This is a genomic window from Bacteroides sp. 11BF (genome assembly GCF_019633765.1).
Lineage (GTDB): Bacteria > Bacteroidota > Bacteroidia > Bacteroidales > Bacteroidaceae > Bacteroides > Bacteroides hominis.
Window position 1 is genome coordinate 223,238 of sequence record NZ_JAFKPJ010000002.1, and the last position, 18,813, is coordinate 242,050.

An 18,813-nucleotide genomic window follows, 5' to 3' on the forward strand; every position below is an offset into this window, starting at 1 on the left:
TAGTATATGCCGAACTTTTTCTTTTCCCAATTGTTGTAATCCAGCAAACATCTTCCAGATGTAGTACTATGCAATTGATCGGATAATAGACCTATATAATAGATTTAACTATAAAACAACTCAGAACCATCTTATTCATAATCATTACGGAATGACGAAAAAACATCGGAAAGAGAGCCTTGATGCCCTTTTTAGGGAGAAGGTATTACTGGAAATGCTGAAAGTGGCAGGGGTCGGTATGTGGACGTACAGTACCGAAACGGGGAAATTGCGTTACATTGGATTTGCCGATACGATACACCGGCACGACGAATTGCAGTATGTGGATCCATTGGATTATCTGAAACTGATGAATGGGGAAGATGCACAAATAGTCACTCAATTTATGGCTGCCCTCCATGCCGGACGTCCTCCTCAGGAGGGTATTCGCTATAAGGTGCATGGTAATGGAGAGGATTTCTATCTCGAAAATCATGTCGTGACCTGCCAACCGCTCGGCAACGGGTTTTATTACCTCAAAGGATATGTCAAGAATATTACCGCACAGGTGATGGAGATGAATCGACTGCATATCGGGAAAGAACGTACCGAACAGGCGGATCGGTTGCGTTCCGCTTTTTTTTCCCATGTCAGCCGGGAACTTCGGGGACCTCTCCAGGCGATGGAAGAGCTTGCGTCGCGGATGGTGAATGCCGGAAGCCGGGAAGAACGGGAAGAGTGCTTCCGACAGATACAGGAGAGTAAACGGGCGGCTATGAAGATGGCCGATGCGTTGCATACGGTATCGCAACTTCCCGTCAGTACGTATGAACCTTATCATTCACCTATGCGGCTCTGCCTGATGTATCGCGACTTGCTGGCGGAAAACGGTTGTATCCACAACTTCGAAGACGGGGAGCAGGAGGCTAACTTTCTGTCGTTGCTCTTCTCGTAATGAAAAGGACACAAAAAGCTTTGGAAAATGAAGGACTGACTTCCTTTCAGGATTGTTCTGAACTTTTTTTACTACAGAGTAACATAGAGTCTCACAAAGAAACTTTTCTTTCTTACATATCCGGATAAGTAGTAAATTAGAATTTTGTGCCTTCTGTTGTGAAATCGTATTGCTTGATTCGCCACAGAGTACATAGAGGCTTTCTTTCTCTTGCTTGGCTATACTGATAAAAACTCTGTGAGATTCCGTGTTACTCTATGGTGAATCGGATTCTAATCGTCGGGATATAAAAAGTCTTGGAGAATGAAACGCAAACTTCCTTTTAGGGTTGCTCTGCTTCTTACAGACTAATCGTATAAATCACTCCCGGCTGGAAAGTGCCGGAAGTGGGCTTCACCAGGTACGTCCGTTTTAGCAGCGAAAGCAATAGGACGACTTCCACCTTATAACTTGCCACGCCGGCGGGAACCATCACGGCATCGGTCACTGACCCCAATAGAGGAATAGTCAGTGCAATGTCTGTTACGGAGCTGTCATAAGTGACACCTCCGCTGCCGATGTTAAGCGTTCCTTTATTGGATACCCCTACCAGTTTGATGCTGGACAGCGAACCTAGAAGGGAAGTGTTCAGCCGGAGTTGAGTCAGCACATGGTTGAACGTGAGGCTGACGGGCGAAGTGCTGGTGCTTCCCGTGGGAGTGCTGACGGCATACATCACATCCTCCGCACCTGTCAGTGTGAAATGGTAGGTGGGGGCGATGCCGTTGTCCGGTGCGGTGATGTAATTGTTGCCGGTGGTTGCCGTTGCTGTTGTGCGGGGATAGTAACCGTAGAAGATGACCCGCTTTCCTCCCAACGGATAATAAAGCGTGGGGTTGAAGGAGATCTGGTTGCCGCTGATGCCACTGGGAGTCAGGTTTAAGGCGAAAGGCGTGGATGTCCAGGGATATTGCCCGGCAGTACTTCCTTCCCTGACTGCGTAAATGCCGACACTCGACAGGTTGGAAGCGTCGATCGTGGTGACAGGTGCCCGTGTGGGCAGCTTGTTTTCCGCGATCGCCATCCGTATGGGCACGGGTTCTTCAGGTGGCAGACAGTCGTCTACCACTCCATAGCTGCACCCTTGCGAGAGCAACATCCAACCCATCAGGGTGAGGATAGCCTGTTTCATCGTCCTTTTTTTCTTGGAGTGGCACAGATTGCGCAGACAAGTATGCTTTACAGTCACTTGCGTAAACTCTTATATCCTGCAAGGTTCCGGCTGTACGATTCAGGCATGTTCCACAGTCTCCTGCGTAAACCTTATACTGTGCAATCTGCGTATTATGAAAGTATATTATTGTAACGAGGATGATCCTTGTCCTCCTACCTGCCAAGCTGTTACGCTGATGGCGGCTGTGATTTCTTTAGGCGTGAAGGTCAGCGTAATCAGGTGCGACTTTCCGGCCTCGGTGGTTATGGAGATGGCAGTTTCGGGATAGGCCACTCCGTCGCTCGTGGTAACGACAACTGACAGGGATTCACCGCTTTTCACCATTGGATAATTGCTTACCGTTGCCCCGGCCGTTGTGATGGGGAAGGTTCCCGAAAGCGTAAGATCTTTGGTGGTGTACGTCATGGCGGCTGTATTCAGGTCCAACGTGGCAGGTGCCTTCTGTTGTTTGATTACGAGGCTGGTCACGTTGACGCCCGATGCGGGATATCCCGTGCCGGATACGAACTTGAACTGCAATTGCGTCAGCAGGTGGTTGAAGATGAACGACAAGGGGGTGGCAGTCGCTTTTGTTCCGGAAGCCTGGGCGGTGATCATCACATCTTCTGTTCCGTCGGCTGCGAATGTCACGCTCTTTCCTGCGAGTGTCCCTGCCGGATAGTAACCTTTGATATAGATGGTCGAACTATTCACCGGATAATAACGTGCCGGACTGAAAGAGAGCGCGGATGTCGGTGTGGGCGAGGCTACGAATGTCACAGTAGAGTTCCATGCGTTCGTCGTATAGTCTCCATCGGTGGTGGATGCCACGAACGAGGCTGTAATGTTATCATTCGTTGATACCGGTGCACGGGTTGCCACGCCCAGGATACCGGCATTTAATTTGATCTCCGTGGCATTTTCCTCCGGCTGGGGATTTACAGTGGTGCAATCATCCTCCGAAGAGCAGCCCGACAGGGCCATCGCGCAAGCTATTACAGCAAACATTAACTTTTTCATACTTCTGTTGTTTTAGGTTTTCATACATTGAATTTATTATTTAGAAATTAAACATCTAAGATAATGAGGTAATAACAAAAGAGGTAGGGGTTGGTTCTTCAAATTGGCACAAGATAATTTGAGACAGGCCGGAAAGGTGTATATCCGGTTCATCGCTCTTAGCGTACGGGGCGATGCGGGTATGAATCCCATTGTTTATCGTTGGGTCAGATACACCGATCCATCCAGATTCTTGTACTTTGCGTCTTTATAGATCTCTTCCAGCCATGCGGCATATTTGAGGATTACCGCATTCGATTCTTCAGACAGGTTCACTCCTAAAATGCCGCTCCCCAATACGCCAGGGTTGCTCTTTGCGATGTCTTCCTTTATCATCTTCAGGGTCAGTTCTACTCCCGTCGCATTTCTGATACCCGCTTCCGGTAAGCTTTGGGCGATTAATTCCTCCAGATGCCGTTTATCTTTCAACGTCATGTAGCCGTACCAAAGGAAACATCGCATCCCTGCCTTGGCTGCTTCTATGAACACATCCAGATAAGTACGGCCATTCCCGCCGGGTTTGTCTATCTCGTAAGGATCGATGTGGAGGAACGACGATGCGGGAAGGGAAGAAAGCAATTCAAGAGTCCCCTCGATGGAATCACGATTGAGTAAGTTTATGCATTCTTTCAATCCCTTTGTGGTGGCATACTGGCTTATGTTCTCCAAGGGTTCCGATTCGATATCGAAGAAAATATAGCGTGCCGTATATCCTAAGATATTCATAGTCAGTCCGGGTGAGCCGATGTAGCGATTTGCCTGCATTGCTTCGCTCTCTTGTTGATAATAGGTAGATTGATAATAAGCAGATCGGCGGAGCACCCCTTTGGGGTGATGATATTCAGCACGCTCGGGTATATATTCTTTTTCTGCGACTCCGACTCTCTTCAGAAAATGGTAGATGCCGTACTCCTGTTCGGGCGTTCTTTCTAAGGCGTATTGCGCGCAGGCAGCATTAGTTTCTACGTAGACCCGCGGCTTTTCGATGCGTAGCAATTCACACAAAAGGAGATGTTTCAGCACATCCGCCTGCTTTCCGAAGTGTGTATAAGTCATGTCTTTCTTGTTAAGAGGTTATTAATAAGTTCGGTTGCAATATTCGTTAAATGTGGGGAGAAATGCAAGCCTTTGGCCGTTTATTCGTTTTATAAGCGTATTTTTGCAGGGATTAAAAAAAGAGAGACATGCAGGAGATAAAAGTGATCGCATTCGATGCGGACGATACGTTATGGGACAACCAGGTGTTTTACGACGAGGTGGAGAGTGAGTTCTGCCGGTTGCTGAGTGAATATGGAACGGCGGAAGAGGTCTCCTCCCGCCTGTTTGACATAGAGATGGAGAACATGGATATCTATAAATATGGCGCTAAGCCGTTTACCCTTTCGATGGTGGAGGCAGCCGTGACGATCAGCCGTAACCGGGTGCCTGCTGAAGTGATCGGACGCATTGTGGAGATGGGGAAAGAGCTGTTGGAGATGCCCATCCGTCTGCTCGGCGGGGTGACGGAAGCGCTCGAAACCTTGAAAGACGATTATAAACTGGTCGTGGCAACCAAAGGCGATCTGCTCGATCAGGAACGGAAGCTACAGCGTTCGGGCATTGCCCATTACTTTGACTATACGGAGATTATGACCGACAAAGCGCCGGAGGATTATCAGCGGTTGATCTCTTCACTGGACGTCTCTCCGCAATCCTTCCTGATGGTGGGTAATTCGTTGAAATCGGATGTGCTCCCGGTACTGTCATTGGGTGGGCAGGCCATTCACGTACCGGCTGAGGCGATGTGGAAACATGAAGAGATTCATCCGGCAGGGAAGGAGTATCTGATGATCCGTTCGTTGGCGGAATTGCCGGAGGTACTGAGGGGATGAACTTCCCCCTCAATGCGAAACCATCTTCAGCCCGATTATTGAACTGATCAGCATCACTATAAAGAAGAGCCTCCAAAAACTGGCGGGTTCCCTGAACACAAGGATACCTACGAGCACCGTGCCCACAGCGCCTATCCCTGTCCACACGGCATAAGCTGTGCCAATGGGCAGATTCTGGGTGGCTTTCACCAATAGTAACATACTTATAAAAGTTGCGATCAGGAATCCGGTGAACCACAGGCACATTTCCGTTCCGGTTGTTTCTTTCACTTTCCCCATGCAGAAAGTGAACAGCACCTCAAAGCATCCGGCAATCGTTAGGATAATCCAATTCATATCGTTTATTTTTTGATGGCAAAGATCGTTAATAATCGGGAAGAAATGCTTAACAATTGATAAAAAAAGACTTAACCGTGCTACGCCGTAGATGAAACAAGGATCTGTTGTGTTGTTCAATTGATATTTTTATGTCTCGTTTGTGGCCGGCGTTACATTCTGTGGACGAGATAAAAGTTCTCGCCTCTTCGTTCATTGAATACCGGGTAGATGCCTACAATTCGGGCTATGGCTTTGAGGTGCTTTCTATATATTGGTTCACGATCTGCTTGGTATGCTCTATCAGTTCGGTTCCGCCATAGTCGCCATGTCCGGGCACGACGTAGCGGGCCGAGGGGAACTTGGCTTTTACCTTATCGAGAGTTTTCGGCCATGCCGTCACGTCCGCGTCCGAGATGTTGCCGATGCTTGTCGCCTGGTTGTCTTTAAGCATACATCCGCCAAAAAGGATATTCTCTGTCGGCAGCCAAACCACGATATTGTCGGTCGCATGTCCGCCTCCTAAATAATAACATTGGAGAGGCATGCCGTCCAGACTGACGGTCAGTGAATCGGTGAATCCATGTTCCGGTACGGGCAATCCTTTTTCCTTGGCGAGGTCTATCGTCATCTGGTTTGCGTATGATTGGACACCTTTCTTTTGCAGGTAACCCAGTCCGCCAATACAATCGCCGTGCCAGTGGTTCGGGATAAACGTGGTGACTTTAGCATGCAAAGAGTCCGCTACCCAGTTGACCAGCGTTTCCGTTTGTGCGTCATTGATCGGTGTGTCCAGCAACGCTGCCTGATGGTTGTTGATAACAATCATTCCGTTGGAAGGTACCATACCCCATCCTTCGATTTCGGCGAGGGATACATAAGTGTACACTTTGTCCGAGAGTTGGGTGATACTGATATCATCGGATATTTTTACGCTTTTCTGTGCCATAACTGCGACAGGGAAAAGCATGGAGATAAGGATAAATACTGTTTTCATTTTATTCTTTTATATGCTGTATTCAAACTAACATTTATATCTTATGGTTGTTTTTCCGATGTTGGGAAAGTTTAGTAATGATACTTCTTTTTATAAGTTCGTGTGCCGTCTGGATACTGTTTCTTTTTCTTTCTTTCATGATCTCTAAGCATTATCCGGCCACAGCCGCAAGCCCCTCTATATCTCCTTTCATAATGGCAGGCAGGGCTTGGCGGATCTTCTCAACTTCCCAGTCCCACCATCGTAAGCTTTGCAACCGGAGGATGGTCTCCCGGTCGAAACGCGGACGTATTTCTTTTGCCGGAGTGCCGCCTACAATTGTATAAGGAGGCACGTCTTTGGTTACGACTGCCCGGGAAGCGATGATGACTCCGTCGCCGATGTGTACGCCTGCCATGATGACGGCTTCGTAACCGATCCAGACATCGTTGCCGATGACGATGTCTCCCTTGTTGTCCCAGGCGGAAACGACATCTTTCTTGTCCAAATCCCACTCCTCGAAGAAGATGGGGAAGGTGTAGCCCGACAATGATTTCAGACTGTGGTTAGCACTGTTGAAAAGGAACTTAGCTCCACAGGCGATGGAACAAAATTTGCCGATTATCAGGCGGTCTCCGTTGATCGGGTAGTGATACAGCACATTGTTCTTTTCGAACAGGGTAGGGTCGTTGACAAAATCGTTATATATGGTATAGTCCCCAACCGTGATGTTGGGATTCCGGATGACCGTATTCAGATAGATCGTCTGTGAGTCATTGGTACGTGGATAAGTTTTTGCGTTCATGATTTTAGTTCTGATTTGTATTCCATAGGTGTAAACCGGATGCCGTTCTCGGTTTTCTCTCCGGTGACGGCGGTGAAGCCCAGCCTGCGATAAATCCCGACGGCGTAGGGAGAAGAGTTGACGGTAATCGTTTCTGCGTGCCCGCTTCGTATCGCAGTCTCGAACAGCCGCTTGCCGATGCCCCGCTGCTGATACGTTTTGCGCACAAAAAAGAGGGAAATGTGACTGCCGGAACTGCGGAGAGCGATCATTCCTGCAAGTATGTTGCCATCGAAAGCACCGTATACTTCCAATTCTCCCACCATTTCTGTGTTGTCGATAAAACTTCGGAAATGATCTGTCCCTTCCTGCGGATAGTCTGGTCCTTCAAATTCGATAAATACTTCCCAGGCAAGATCCATCGCCATCCTTTTTTCTGATTGCGTTAACTTTTTGATTTCCATTTCATTTGTGCTTTGTAAAGTCAAGGTGCAACAAAAGTACAAATAAATCCGTGATTCGAAAGAACTTCTTTACTTTTGTGCCGTACAACAAGAATACATCCATAAAACAAACCCTGCTCCCCGCACAAAGGATATGAAAGAAGAAATAAGAAAGTTACTTGCCGGAAAAATACTTATGGTAAAACCAAGCCGGGATATGATACGGTGGATTGTAACCGATGCCGGACCATTTGTTCCATGCGGCTGGGACGTTAAAAGATCCACCAGAGTAGGAGTGCCAGTACTGCCAACACAGCCAGAAAGATCAGTGTGGAGCGGAGATAGTATTGCGTTTCCGCTTTCTCTTTTTCCCGGGTGGCTTTTTCTATCTTTTCCAGCTCCTCAATAGTAATATTCGGATTCTGAAGCGTTCCTTTCCGGTACATTTTACCTTGGAGGTCCTTCATCCGTTCCCGGCGCAAAGTAAGCAGATCCCTGTTTTCCTTATTGCGCCTGATCATATCAAAAACAAATCCCGAGAAGCTCATATACAGCAGTTTTTATTAGTGAAGTAGCATTACGAATACAAAAATAGAAAATAATTCGGGATTCTCTTTACTTATCCGTAACCTATTGCTTTTTAGGCCTTTTTAAATCTTGCTGTCTTTTTAAGGTTCGGCTGTCTTTTAGCCCTATTACCTTTTTAATTTAAGCTCTCTTGCTTTTTAAATCTCCTGCTTCTACTGCTTATCATTCTTTAATACCCAAATCTCTGTTGTCTCCTGTTATTTCTCCGCCCACTCCAGAATGGTCGGACTCTTTACATTCACCCCGAACAGGTGTGCTTTGGCGAGAATATTCCGTGCCAATTGCGCTTTATATTCTTCGGGTGCATACCTGAAATAAGCTTCTGCCGCACGTACATGCGCAGCGTCATGGATAGGAAACTCCCTCAACTCAGGAATACCGAACTCAGAGGTATCTAACTCTTTACGTTCATTGCTCGTCAGCTTATCGGACGGCTTTCGGATGAAATCGGACATAATACATAATAATAAGGATTTGATGTTAAACTTAGAGATAGTAACAAAAAAGAGAGGATTATGATTACATAGAGGTCGGGATTTACGGTTAATTTACTATGTCTGCAACCGTTAACTCTGAAAATCACTATCTTTGCGGTTCTTTATTAGACTTCATTATGGACAAAGCGAAAAAGATCAGATACGTCTTCTCTGCCTTCATGGTTATTCTGATGGTAGGTCTGGCGGAATGGGCAGGGGAGAAAGAAATTATTTTTCCGGAGATGGCAGCACTCACTATAGGTATGTGGGTGATTGATAAGAGAGTTTGGAAAGTCAGGCGTTGGCAAATGATATGGATGATGACGGCAGGAGCCGTTGCAGGAGTTTGTATCGTGCGTTATTCTCCTTTGCCGTTGCTCTGCAATTTATGTATGGCTTTTACCTTTGCTGCCTGTTGCCTGATGTTCAGCCGGACCACATTGATCCCATTGATTTCGGCTTGCATGCTGCCTGTGTTGCTGCATACTGAGACATGGATCTATCCGACAGCCGTATTTTTCCTTACCGTGATTCTTGTCAGCGGGCAGAGACTTATGGAAAAAGCTGGTTTGCGTAAAGAAACCAATTATGCCGTACCGGAGCGTGAGTGGAAAAAAGAGAGTTGTCGTTGGGGAGCTTTGCTATTTTTTGTTTCTCTGGTCGCTGCCTTTTCGCTTTTCTGCGGATATGCTTATTTCATTATTCCTCCGTTGATTGTCACCTTTACCGAGATTGTCAATTCTAAAGCGGGCTTCAGAAACCGTCCCATGCAGGTGTTTCTGTTTTTGGTGACCGGAGCCAGTCTGGGTACTGCCTTTCAGATCGTCGGACACTCTTATTTGCATTTGCCTGAAACGATTGTCGCCTTGTCTGTCATCTGTTGTTTGTTTGCCATCTTCGAATGGACCGGAAAGTATTTTGCTCCTGCCGGTGCGTTGGCACTGATACCGTTGATTATCCCACAGGAAGGAATACGTTGGTTACCTTTGCAGGCTGCCATAGGTGCCGCTTTGTTCATTACTATTGGCATGCTTGTTTTTCAGCAATGTTATAAATGGAGCAAGGCTCAGTTAGTGTTTTGCTTTACACCTACCCTGTTGCGGAGGTATCTGAACCGTAGAAGGAAGGAATGATGGGGGGATTGCAGGCCCGGTACGGACAATTATCGCCCCATCTTGTCACGGCGGCAAGCCAGCATTTCGGCAAAACGACGCATATGCTGCTGGTTAGTGCCGCAGCAGCCCCCGCAGATTTTTAACGGGAAATCCCACAAAAGTGTCATCAGCCTGTCTGCCAGTTCTTCCGGCGGAGAGGAAATCAGATGTTCACACCCGTTCAGTTCTTCCGGACTGAGGTTGGCCGCATTGGCCTGGATACCTTGGAAGCGCTGACGCACCAGAGGAGTGTCATTCCGGGGATGGAGCAATGCCTGATGCAGGATATCGGGGTGTATACAGTTGGCCATATAACATAGAGGCCGGGTGGAAGTCTCCTTTTCGATAGCATCAATGGCGTCATGGATAAAGGTTCCGTCTATCAGGCGTCCGTCACGGCATACCATAAAACTGATAATATAAGGTAACCCGGTTGCCGCCATGGCATTCGCCATTCCGATGGCTTCTGTCAGCTGAGGCATGATGCCGGCAAACAGATAGTCTACTCCTGCCTCCGCCATCATGCGGACTGCCGGAAAATGAAATTCCATCGCTTCTTCAACGGACAGGCAATAACGTCCGTCGTACGCGTCGCCGCGGCATCCGGCTAACCCACCGATGTAAACCGGAATGGAAGTTCCGGTGCGGAACCTGGAAAGGAAAGATACGTTATCTGCCAATACATTCTTATGCCGGTAGTCCGATTCTGCGATTTGTTCCATATTGGCTCTGCGGGTAGGAGTCATCAGCATCAGCGGCAGGCGGAAGTCTGCGGCAATTTGCAGATACTGGCGATAGATTTCCGCCAGTATCTCACGGTAAGAGTCGTTGTAAATCAGTGCGGCATGGACGATATGTTTGTCCAATGGGATCTGGAATTCGTGACGCAAACGTTCTACAATAGCGCCTTCGGTGAGAATGAAAGGAGAAGTCCGGAATGATTCTACAAAAGATAGCTGATCCATAAGAATGACTTTAGAAGTTTTACTTTACATCCGGAGACAAATATAGGATTAATCAGCTCATTCCGGTTATCTGTTCCTGCTGTGTTCACATCCTTTTGTAATCTTTCAGAAAAACAAGAGACTCGGCTTTATTTATAGTCCTTTATAAACCCTTCCATCAACCATTTGGCAAGTGCCTGCCGATTGGAAGGGATCACCAGACGACGCTGGTCGAGAGTATTCTGGATGTTGCCCAGCTCAACGAATACAGAGGCGGGTGTGGTGTGTGCCAGAACATACAGGTTGCGTCCGCTTACGGTGCCCGAGAAGCCACGGTTGGGTTGGTGCTTGCCGTATTTGGATTCGAAGGTTGCTTTCATATTCCTGGCGAGACGTTTGCTTTCGGCCTTGCGGTTGGAGTGATAGAAGAAGACGTCGGTTTGGGTGCCTTTGCTGCGGCTGTCTACATGGATGAAGATGGCCCGGCAGTACTTGAATTTCTTGCGATCCTTCCGGTAGAGGGTGTTGATTTTATCGCAACGCTGCTGAAGGCGTTGTACCTGGTTCAGAGGGATGGGAGAGCCCATGCAGGTTTCCCGTTTGCTGTTGGACAGGTAGGCCTCGTCGCGGATACCGTCTTTGGCATCCTGAATGATGATGCGTACCTCAGCACCTTCCTGCATCAGGTTGCGTGCCAGGCGCAGGGCGATGTCATAGGCATATTCGTCTTCGTGAAGTTCGTGTTTACCAACACGGCCTATGGCACCGGGGTCGGGGCCGCCGTGTCCGCTGACCACATAGAAACAGGCACCGGCAAGGCGGTCGGAGGTTACCTTGACATTAGCCAGCCATTTCCCGAACAGCGGTTCGTTGACTTCCGTACGTTTGGACCGGCGTGCAGACCCTGTTTCGGATTCTTTCTCAGGGGTGGTGTCCGATGCCTTTTTGACGGGAGGAATCAGATAAGTGACACCCATCTTCAGAGTTCTGCTTTTGCCTAATCGGGTTTTGTTGAGTTCGATAAAGTCATCATAATATTTCTTTGGAGCACGGTTGTGGCGCAGGAGGAAGGAAGAGATTCCCTCACCGGATTTAGGAGTGGCTTTCTGCTGTGCCCATAAAGCAGGGGCAGTAAATAAGGAACAGAAGAACAGGAGAAGACAGAGTTTCCTTTTCATATTGCTACGTATAAAAGATGCAGGCTTGGCTGCTGTACCTAATTGTTTGACTTCTATGGTGAATTTTTGCTTTTTCGCCCGCAAAGATAGCCTTTTAAACCAATAATTTTCTCTACTTTTGCGTCGATATAACTTTTTTAAGGCAATATAATCGTAAACTCAATAACATTATGGCAAAACAATTCAAGCCCGAAACCCTGTGTGTACAAGCAGGATGGACTCCGAAAAAGGGCGAGCCGCGCGTGCTGCCCATCTATCAAAGTACTACTTTTAAATACGAAACCAGTGAGCAGATGGCCCGTTTGTTCGATCTTGAAGAGAGCGGTTACTTCTATACCCGCCTGCAAAATCCGACGAACGATGCCGTAGCTGCCAAGATTGCCGCCCTTGAAGGAGGTGTGGGAGCCATGCTGACTTCCAGTGGCCAGGCTGCCAATTTCTATGCCATATTCAATATCTGCCAGGCAGGCGATCACTTCGTCTGTTCGTCGGCCATCTATGGCGGAACGTTCAACCTCTTTGGGGTGACAATGAAAAAACTGGGCATCGACGTCACATTCGTCAGCCCCGATGCCGGTGAAGAAGAGATTTCGGCTGCTTTCCGCCCGAACACGAAAGCGCTGTTTGGTGAGACAATTTCCAATCCATCGCTCGAAGTGCTCGACATTGAGAAGTTTGCCCGCATTGCCCATAGCCACGGAGTGCCCCTGATCGTTGATAATACCTTCCCGACACCGATCAACTGCCGTCCGTTCGAATGGGGAGCGGATATCGTGGTGCACTCTACCACCAAGTATATGGACGGACACGCCACCAGCGTAGGCGGCTGTATCGTGGACAGCGGAAACTTTGATTGGGAAGCCCATGCCGATAAGTTCCCGGGACTTTGCACACCGGATGAATCGTATCACGGACTGACTTATACAAAGGCTTTCGGCAAGGGTGCCTACATGACTAAGGCAACTGCTCAACTGATGCGTGACCTGGGCAGTATCCAGAGTCCGCAGAATGCCTTCTTGCTGAATTTGGGTCTGGAGACATTGCACCTGCGTATGCCCCAGCACTGCGGCAATGCACAGAAGGTGGCCGAATACCTTGCACAGAACGATAAGGTGGCTTGGGTGAACTATTGCGGTCTTCCGGGTAATAAATACTACGAACTGGCGCAGAAGTACATGCCGAATGGTTCTTGCGGTGTAATCTCTTTCGGGTTGAAAGGCGGACGCGAGTTGTCCATCAAGTTCATGGACTCGTTGAAACTGGCCGCCATCGTCACCCACGTGGCCGATGCGCGTACCTGTGTGCTCCATCCCGCCAGCCATACGCACCGGCAGCTGACAGACGAGCAGTTGATCGAAGCCGGTGTCCGTCCGGACCTGATCCGTCTGTCCGTAGGAATCGAAAATGCGGATGACATTATAGCGGACATCGAACAGGCACTGAACGCATAACCCCTTTTCCTTGTCTTTTTTTACATCCTGTTTTATCCCTGTCCGATGAAGCAGGATGTTTTTGTTTCTTCTTCTCTTTCCTTTTTACTGCTTCCTCACTTTCTTTATCGGGTCTTTACAAACATTCTTATCTCAGTGCCGTTGTTCTGAGACCACATGGCGTGGTGACTAAAAAACATAATTGATTTATGAATGCAATGAAGAAGAATGGAGAAGAGGGGAAGGTTGTTTCCCCAGAGAAGGGCTTGTCGCCGGAGGTTGGTCAGGCGGAAGCGTTTGGCGCGCGAACGGGAGCGAGGAACATTGCCCCGGAGGTTTGCACGCTCCCGGCAGCGGGAGCAACCGACCTGCCGGCTTACATGCAAGCGGTGATCGAGGGATTGGAGGAGAAGAAGAAGTATGCGGCGGTGCACACGTACCAGTGCACGCTGAACTCGTATACCCGCTTTGCGGGCGGGGAGGGGACGCCGATGCCGATGGAAGAAGTGTTCAGTGCGGGGCGGCTGAAGGGCTACGAGGAGTGGCTGGTGAGGGTGAACGAGCGGAGCTGGAACACGGTGTCGACGTATATGCGGACGCTGAGGGCGGTGTACAACCGGATTTCGCCGCCGGGAAGCGCGGGGCACGACCCGAAGCTGTTTGCCGACGTACATACGAAGGTGGAGTCGAGGACGAAGCGGGCACTGACGGGGCGGCAGGCACATGCGCTGATGAATGCCGACTTTGCGACGTTGCCGGAGGAGCAGCGCCGCGTGCTGGCTTATTTCTTGCTGATGTTCCTCTTCCGGGGGATGCCGTTCATCGACCTGGCGCACTTGCGGAAAAAGGATGTGCGAGGGGGCGTGATCGTCTACCAACGGCACAAGACGGGGCGGCAGATAACGGTGAGGATACCGAAGGAGGCCGTGCCGCTGATGAAGAGGTTCCGGGGGACGGGGGACGAGTCGGTCTACCTGTTCCCGATACTGCCGGGAGCGAAGGAGGAGGGCAGGGAGCTCTACCGGAGCTATCTGCTGGCGCTGAGGGAGTTCAACAAGGGATTGGCGAGGCTGGCGGCGGAGTTGCTGCCGGGGACGAAGGTCAGTTCGTACACCGCCCGGCATACGTGGGCGACGTTAGCTTACTATCAGGGCACGCCGGTGGGGATCATCAGTGAGGCGATGGGGCACTCTTCCGTCCGGGTGACGGAGACGTATCTGAAACCTTTCGGAAACAAGCGCATCGACAGGGAGAATAATAAATTAATTTCTTCTGTTGTCCGGTGGAAAGAGAAAGGAAGAGAGACACGCAGTGCTTTGTAAAGCAACGGATTGGACAAAAATTACTTTCTAAGTAACGGCAGACGTTGTCTGCAAAAGTGCTAAGATTATCGCATATGCACAAATATTATCGACATTTTTTGCTACGAACCATTAAAATTTATCGGAAAAGGTAACACCAGGAACGTTAGAACACATATTGATACAACACTTGCGCTGAAAAGCACACAGACGTTTCCCTCCATTTTTCAGAACTTAAAAACGGATAGCCACCTTATTGTGGAAATGAACCGGCACCGGTTCCGGATGCACGGTATTTTTGATACATCCCTCTTCATTTCTGCTTCATTCGTGCCGCCGGAAAACGCTTTTTCCCGCACGATGGCCTCCCCGTCTGCCGTTACTTAGAAAGTAATTTCCCGGAACGGTCAAAGATTTAGAATCATGAACCAACTCAAACAGTCTATCAGTAAAACCGCTTGCCGGCATCGCCCCCTTGCATTCCATCGGTTCCTTACCCCTCCGGTTGAACTCTCACAGACGCAGCATCCCATCAGTATAATGAACCTTTTAAAAACGACTTGAGACTTATGAAGACAAGAAACTACAAGATGGACTTGGCCCTGATGGCCTATCCAAACGAATTGACACCGGATATCGATACGGATTATATCGTAAAAGTAAAGACCCAGAGCCAGAGCCTGACGCTGGAAGACATAGCGGCGGATGTGGCCACCCGTTCGGGGAAATTCGAGGCCTCGGAGGTGAAAAGCCTTTTCGAGATGGGCTTTGAGGCCATAGCGCAAGCGGTGGCAAGCGGCTATTGTGTCTCCACCCCTCTCTGCTACGTGCGCCCGATGGCGAGCGGCGTGGTGATGGAAGAGGAGCTTTCCCTTTCCGTAGACCGGGAGAAGGTAAAAATCTACGCCAGTTTTAGCCAAGGCCCGGCCATGAAGGAGGCGATGGGGCAAGCGCATATCACTCTCTTTACGCAGCCGGCCGTGACCGGGCCGTACATCGCCGGCATGACGAGCACCGGCTATACGGACGCTGCCGCCACCACCCGCGCCCCGATGGAAGCCGGAAAGATGGTGGTCATCACCGGAGAGGGATTGAAGGTGGTGGGCACAGACCCGTCGGTGGGCATCACGCTGACTTCCGTCTCCACCCCGTCGAAATCGTTTACCATCAGCATGGCAGACATCAGCCCGAACACGGCAAAGAGATTGCAATTCGTCCTTCCCGCCGGGATTACGGACGGCGACTGGAAGGTGAAAGTCACCACCCAATATAGCAAAGGCAAGGTTCTGACGAAAACTCCACGTACTTTTGAGTTGGCACGCCCCATTACGGTGGGAGACGAAGGGTATGTAGAGGATCCTACAGCATAATGAACGCCCGGCTCTCAAGCGATAATCCGGTACGCCCCCAAACAGTACATCCACCTATACCCCCCTTTAGGCAGATATCGGGGGCGCGCCGGTTATTTATACGAAGCAGGTTCGCCGGGCTGTTTACACGAAGCAGGTTCGTCCGAGGCTACGAAGTAAGTTCGTCCGAGGCTACGAAGCAGGTTCGTCCGAGGCTACGAAGCAGGTTCGTCCGAGGCTACGAAGTAAGTTCGTCCGGGGCTACGAAGCAAATCCGTTTCTCCGCCCGTCGGCCGTTCGCGCAAATACACTTATTAAGCTACTAAAAACATATATCAAACCACTAAAAACATATATCAAACTACTGAAAGCCTATGTCAAACTTACCCCCCTTCCTCTTTCCCGCCGTGCTTTGCGCCGTCTTCATCCTGTCCGTCTTCCTGGTGCTGCTGGCCAGATGCCGCCGGCGTACGACCCGCGCCCTGAGGGAAGCCCAGGAAATACTGAACCTGCAAAAGCTGCGGACAGACACCATTTTTGGCGACCTCCCCGTCGGCATAGAAGTCTATTCGAAAGAAGGTATCCTGGTGTGGATGAACGAGCGCACGTGCCAGACTTTCGGAGTGGTGGACAAGAGGGCGGTCATCGGCTCCACGCCCATCATGGACAATCCCGTCATCCCCGACGCCGTAAAGAAGGCGTTCCAACGGCAGAGGAAGATACAGGTAGACTTCGACTACGACTTCTCCATCGTATGCCGGACGGGATTCTACAACACCCGGTGCACCTCGGAGGTGAAGCGGATCAGCTGCAAAGGCACACCCGTCTTCGGCTCCGACGGGAAGATGCAGAACTACGTTTTCATCATGAACGACATCAGCCGGGAGCACGAATACAGCGTGAAACTGAAGGAGAGCGCCCAACTGGCACACCAGGCCATACAGGCCTCAGGGCTGGTGCACTGGCGGTACGACAACCGCATCCGCCGCTTCTCGTCCTACAACGACCCGGTGACCAACTTCGACAGCAGCGTCTGGCTCACCCCCGAAGACTACCTCGGCACCGTCCATCCCGACGACCGGCCCGGGATCATGGACTACCTCCGGATGATGGACGATGGCGCCGACTTCTCCGACGAAGCCCCGATGCGGGTGAAGACCACCTACGACGACGGGTGGCAGGACTGCGTCGTCACCGGAACCTCTTTCCTGAAAGACCACGCCACGGGCAAAGTGCTGCTCTACACCGGCTTCCGCCGCAACGTCACGTCGTGGAAAAAGATGGTCAACGAACTGAGCGAAGCCAAGGAGCGCGCCGAACGCTCGGACAAGCTCAAATCGGCTTTCCTCGCCAATATCAGCCACGAGATACGCACGCCCCTCAACGCCATCATCGGCTTCTCGAACCTCCTCACCAATACGGACAAGAAGGAGGAGATAGCCGAATATCAGCGGATCATCGTGACGAACAGCGACCTGCTGCTCCGGCTGATAAACGATATACTCGACCTGTCGAAGATCGAAGCCGGGTTCATAGACCGGCAACTGAGCGAGTTCGACCTCTCGGTTTACTTCGACGAACTCTACGGCTCCGTCCGCCAGGCGATGGCCAATCCGTCCGTGGAGCTGGTCTGCGACAACCCCTACGAATCTTGCCTGGTGCGGATGGACGCCAACCGCCTGGCGCAGGTGGTGCTGAATTACGCCACGAACGCCATCAAATGCACCTATCGGGGAGAGATACGCATGGGCTACCGGCGTCAGGGAGAGGGCATTTACTTCTACGTTTCCGATACGGGTATCGGCATTCCGGACAAGGATAAGTCCCGCTTGTACCACCGTTTTGAGAAGCTGAACGAGTTTACCCAAGGCACGGGGCTGGGGCTGGCCATCTGCAAGGTGGTCACCGAATCCGCCGGCGGGCAGGTGGGATTTGAGTCGGAAGAAGGAGTCGGGTCTACGTTCTGGTCGTGGGTTCCCTGCGAGATCATGCGTGTATGCGGAGAGGCGGAAGCAGGCGGACAGGAAGCTGCGCAGCTTGATGCCGGTCTTGACAACGGTCTTGATGCCGGAGAGGGGACGGAAAACCTGTCCGCTTCCACCGACGAACCCTCGCCCGCGGATCCGGACAGCGAACCGTCGTCCGGCGGGCATACGGATAAAAAAACGATCCTCGTGGTTGAAGACATAGAAAGCAATTACCATCTGATGAGCGTCCTCCTGGGCAACTTGGGCTACCGGTTCACCCGTGCGGCAGATGGCGTAGAGGCGGTGGAAAAGGTCCTGTCGGAACACTTCGACCTGGTGCTGATGGACATCAAGATGCCCCGTCTGGGCGGCCTGGAAGCTACCCGTGAAATCAGGAAAACGAACCGGGAAGTTCCCATCATCGCCTTGACGGCACATGCCTTCAACTCTGATAAGGAGGCGGCGATAGCCGCCGGCTGCAACGGTTTCCTGGTGAAGCCCATCGACCGCAATGCCCTGGCCGGGACACTGCGCAGGTTTCTGTAAGGGGACGTAGAAAGACAAGTGTTAATAATGTGATAGAGTGAAATATAGGGAGAAGAGAAAAAGACGAGGGAAGAAGCGCTGAAGTACGTGATATATAGGGATGGAGCAAAGGACCGGGAGAAGAAGGCCGCGCTCATAGAGTTGAGACAGGATTTGTCGGGAGACACACCCTTGCGCCCCATCCCCTTCTCATCGGTCCGGCTCCATTAGCTTCTTTCCCTCGTTCTTGTTTCTCCCGTATTTTTTCACTACAGCGTAACACAGAGGGAGTCAAGCCGATAACCAACGGCTTGACTCCCTCTGTGT

The 18,813-nt window shown here is 50.4% G+C and carries 18 protein-coding genes; 7 read left to right on the forward strand and 11 right to left on the reverse strand.

Annotated elements, in window-relative coordinates:
- Window positions 1-151: 151 nt before the first annotated feature.
- On the forward strand, window positions 152-934 hold the full coding sequence (locus JZY04_RS02715; RefSeq protein ID WP_122142554.1) for a sensor histidine kinase: 783 nt from the start codon (window positions 152-154) through the stop codon (window positions 932-934).
- Between the two features lie 340 nt (window positions 935-1,274).
- Here JZY04_RS02715 and JZY04_RS02720 read toward each other — a convergent pair whose 3' ends face one another.
- The 3 genes from JZY04_RS02720 to JZY04_RS02730 form a co-directional block, all read right to left on the reverse strand.
- Window positions 1,275-2,105, reverse strand: a complete 831-nt coding sequence (locus JZY04_RS02720; protein WP_122142555.1) for a fimbrillin family protein — start codon at window positions 2,103-2,105, stop codon at window positions 1,275-1,277.
- A 165-nt stretch (window positions 2,106-2,270) separates the two neighbouring features.
- Window positions 2,271-3,146 (reverse strand): fimbrillin family protein, encoded by an 876-nt coding sequence (locus JZY04_RS02725; RefSeq protein ID WP_122142556.1) that lies wholly within the window; start codon window positions 3,144-3,146, stop codon window positions 2,271-2,273.
- 195 nt (window positions 3,147-3,341) lie between these two features.
- Window positions 3,342-4,241 (reverse strand): hypothetical protein, encoded by a 900-nt coding sequence (locus tag JZY04_RS02730; RefSeq protein WP_220575424.1) that lies wholly within the window; start codon window positions 4,239-4,241, stop codon window positions 3,342-3,344.
- Window positions 4,242-4,369: 128 nt separating this feature from the next.
- Here JZY04_RS02730 and JZY04_RS02735 point away from each other — a divergent pair, with 128 nt between their 5' ends.
- The gene (locus JZY04_RS02735) at window positions 4,370-5,056 is read left to right on the forward strand and encodes an HAD family hydrolase (protein ID WP_122142558.1); all 687 of its coding nucleotides are present in this window, start codon (window positions 4,370-4,372) and stop codon (window positions 5,054-5,056) included.
- A 9-nt stretch (window positions 5,057-5,065) separates the two neighbouring features.
- Here the strand turns inward: JZY04_RS02735 and JZY04_RS02740 are convergent, their stop codons facing one another.
- The 6 genes from JZY04_RS02740 to JZY04_RS02765 all read right to left on the reverse strand — a co-directional run bounded on the left by JZY04_RS02740 (window position 5,066) and on the right by JZY04_RS02765 (window position 8,617).
- Entirely contained in the window at window positions 5,066-5,392 is a 327-nt protein-coding gene (locus JZY04_RS02740; RefSeq protein WP_122142559.1) for a multidrug efflux SMR transporter, read from the reverse strand.
- Between the two features lie 226 nt (window positions 5,393-5,618).
- A complete protein-coding gene (locus tag JZY04_RS02745; protein ID WP_015083750.1) occupies window positions 5,619-6,368 on the reverse strand; it encodes a subclass B1 metallo-beta-lactamase CfiA2 in 750 nt (249 codons plus the stop codon).
- 151 nt (window positions 6,369-6,519) lie between these two features.
- Complete coding sequence (locus JZY04_RS02750; RefSeq protein WP_122143133.1) at window positions 6,520-7,152, reverse strand: CatB-related O-acetyltransferase; 633 nt, start codon at window positions 7,150-7,152, stop codon at window positions 6,520-6,522.
- Window positions 7,149-7,553, reverse strand: a complete 405-nt coding sequence (locus JZY04_RS02755; protein ID WP_250711767.1) for a GNAT family N-acetyltransferase — start codon at window positions 7,551-7,553, stop codon at window positions 7,149-7,151. Before JZY04_RS02755 ends, JZY04_RS02750 begins: the two co-directional genes overlap by 4 nt.
- Window positions 7,554-7,846: 293 nt before the next feature.
- A complete protein-coding gene (locus JZY04_RS02760; protein ID WP_032536727.1) occupies window positions 7,847-8,122 on the reverse strand; it encodes a hypothetical protein in 276 nt (91 codons plus the stop codon).
- A 237-nt stretch (window positions 8,123-8,359) separates the two neighbouring features.
- Window positions 8,360-8,617, reverse strand: a complete 258-nt coding sequence (locus JZY04_RS02765; protein WP_032536728.1) for a hypothetical protein — start codon at window positions 8,615-8,617, stop codon at window positions 8,360-8,362.
- Between the two features lie 158 nt (window positions 8,618-8,775).
- Between JZY04_RS02765 and JZY04_RS02770 the strand changes: the two genes are divergently transcribed.
- Window positions 8,776-9,771: an HPP family protein gene (locus JZY04_RS02770; RefSeq protein ID WP_122143131.1), complete on the forward strand. Its 996-nt coding sequence runs from the start codon at window positions 8,776-8,778 to the stop codon at window positions 9,769-9,771.
- A gap of 29 nt (window positions 9,772-9,800) precedes the next feature.
- On the opposite strand, the gene JZY04_RS02775 is transcribed toward JZY04_RS02770, so the two are convergent.
- Together JZY04_RS02775 and JZY04_RS02780 are read right to left on the reverse strand one after the other, a co-directional pair.
- Window positions 9,801-10,757, reverse strand: a complete 957-nt coding sequence (locus JZY04_RS02775) for a homocysteine S-methyltransferase family protein (protein ID WP_032539507.1) — start codon at window positions 10,755-10,757, stop codon at window positions 9,801-9,803.
- Between the two features lie 128 nt (window positions 10,758-10,885).
- Entirely contained in the window at window positions 10,886-11,914 is a 1,029-nt protein-coding gene (locus tag JZY04_RS02780) for an N-acetylmuramoyl-L-alanine amidase (RefSeq protein WP_122143140.1), read from the reverse strand.
- Between the two features lie 170 nt (window positions 11,915-12,084).
- Between JZY04_RS02780 and JZY04_RS02785 the strand changes: the two genes are divergently transcribed.
- From JZY04_RS02785 to JZY04_RS02800, 4 genes are all read left to right on the forward strand, one after another.
- A complete protein-coding gene (locus JZY04_RS02785; protein WP_122143130.1) occupies window positions 12,085-13,365 on the forward strand; it encodes an O-acetylhomoserine aminocarboxypropyltransferase/cysteine synthase family protein in 1,281 nt (426 codons plus the stop codon).
- A 359-nt stretch (window positions 13,366-13,724) separates the two neighbouring features.
- Complete coding sequence (locus tag JZY04_RS02790) at window positions 13,725-14,666, forward strand: tyrosine-type recombinase/integrase (protein WP_044300760.1); 942 nt, start codon at window positions 13,725-13,727, stop codon at window positions 14,664-14,666.
- Window positions 14,667-15,214: 548 nt separating this feature from the next.
- Entirely contained in the window at window positions 15,215-16,015 is an 801-nt protein-coding gene (locus JZY04_RS02795) for a DUF4469 domain-containing protein (RefSeq protein ID WP_122143128.1), read from the forward strand.
- Window positions 16,016-16,368: 353 nt separating this feature from the next.
- On the forward strand, window positions 16,369-18,507 hold the full coding sequence (locus JZY04_RS02800) for a PAS domain-containing hybrid sensor histidine kinase/response regulator (protein WP_122143127.1): 2,139 nt from the start codon (window positions 16,369-16,371) through the stop codon (window positions 18,505-18,507).
- The last annotated feature ends 306 nt before the right edge of the window (window positions 18,508-18,813 follow it).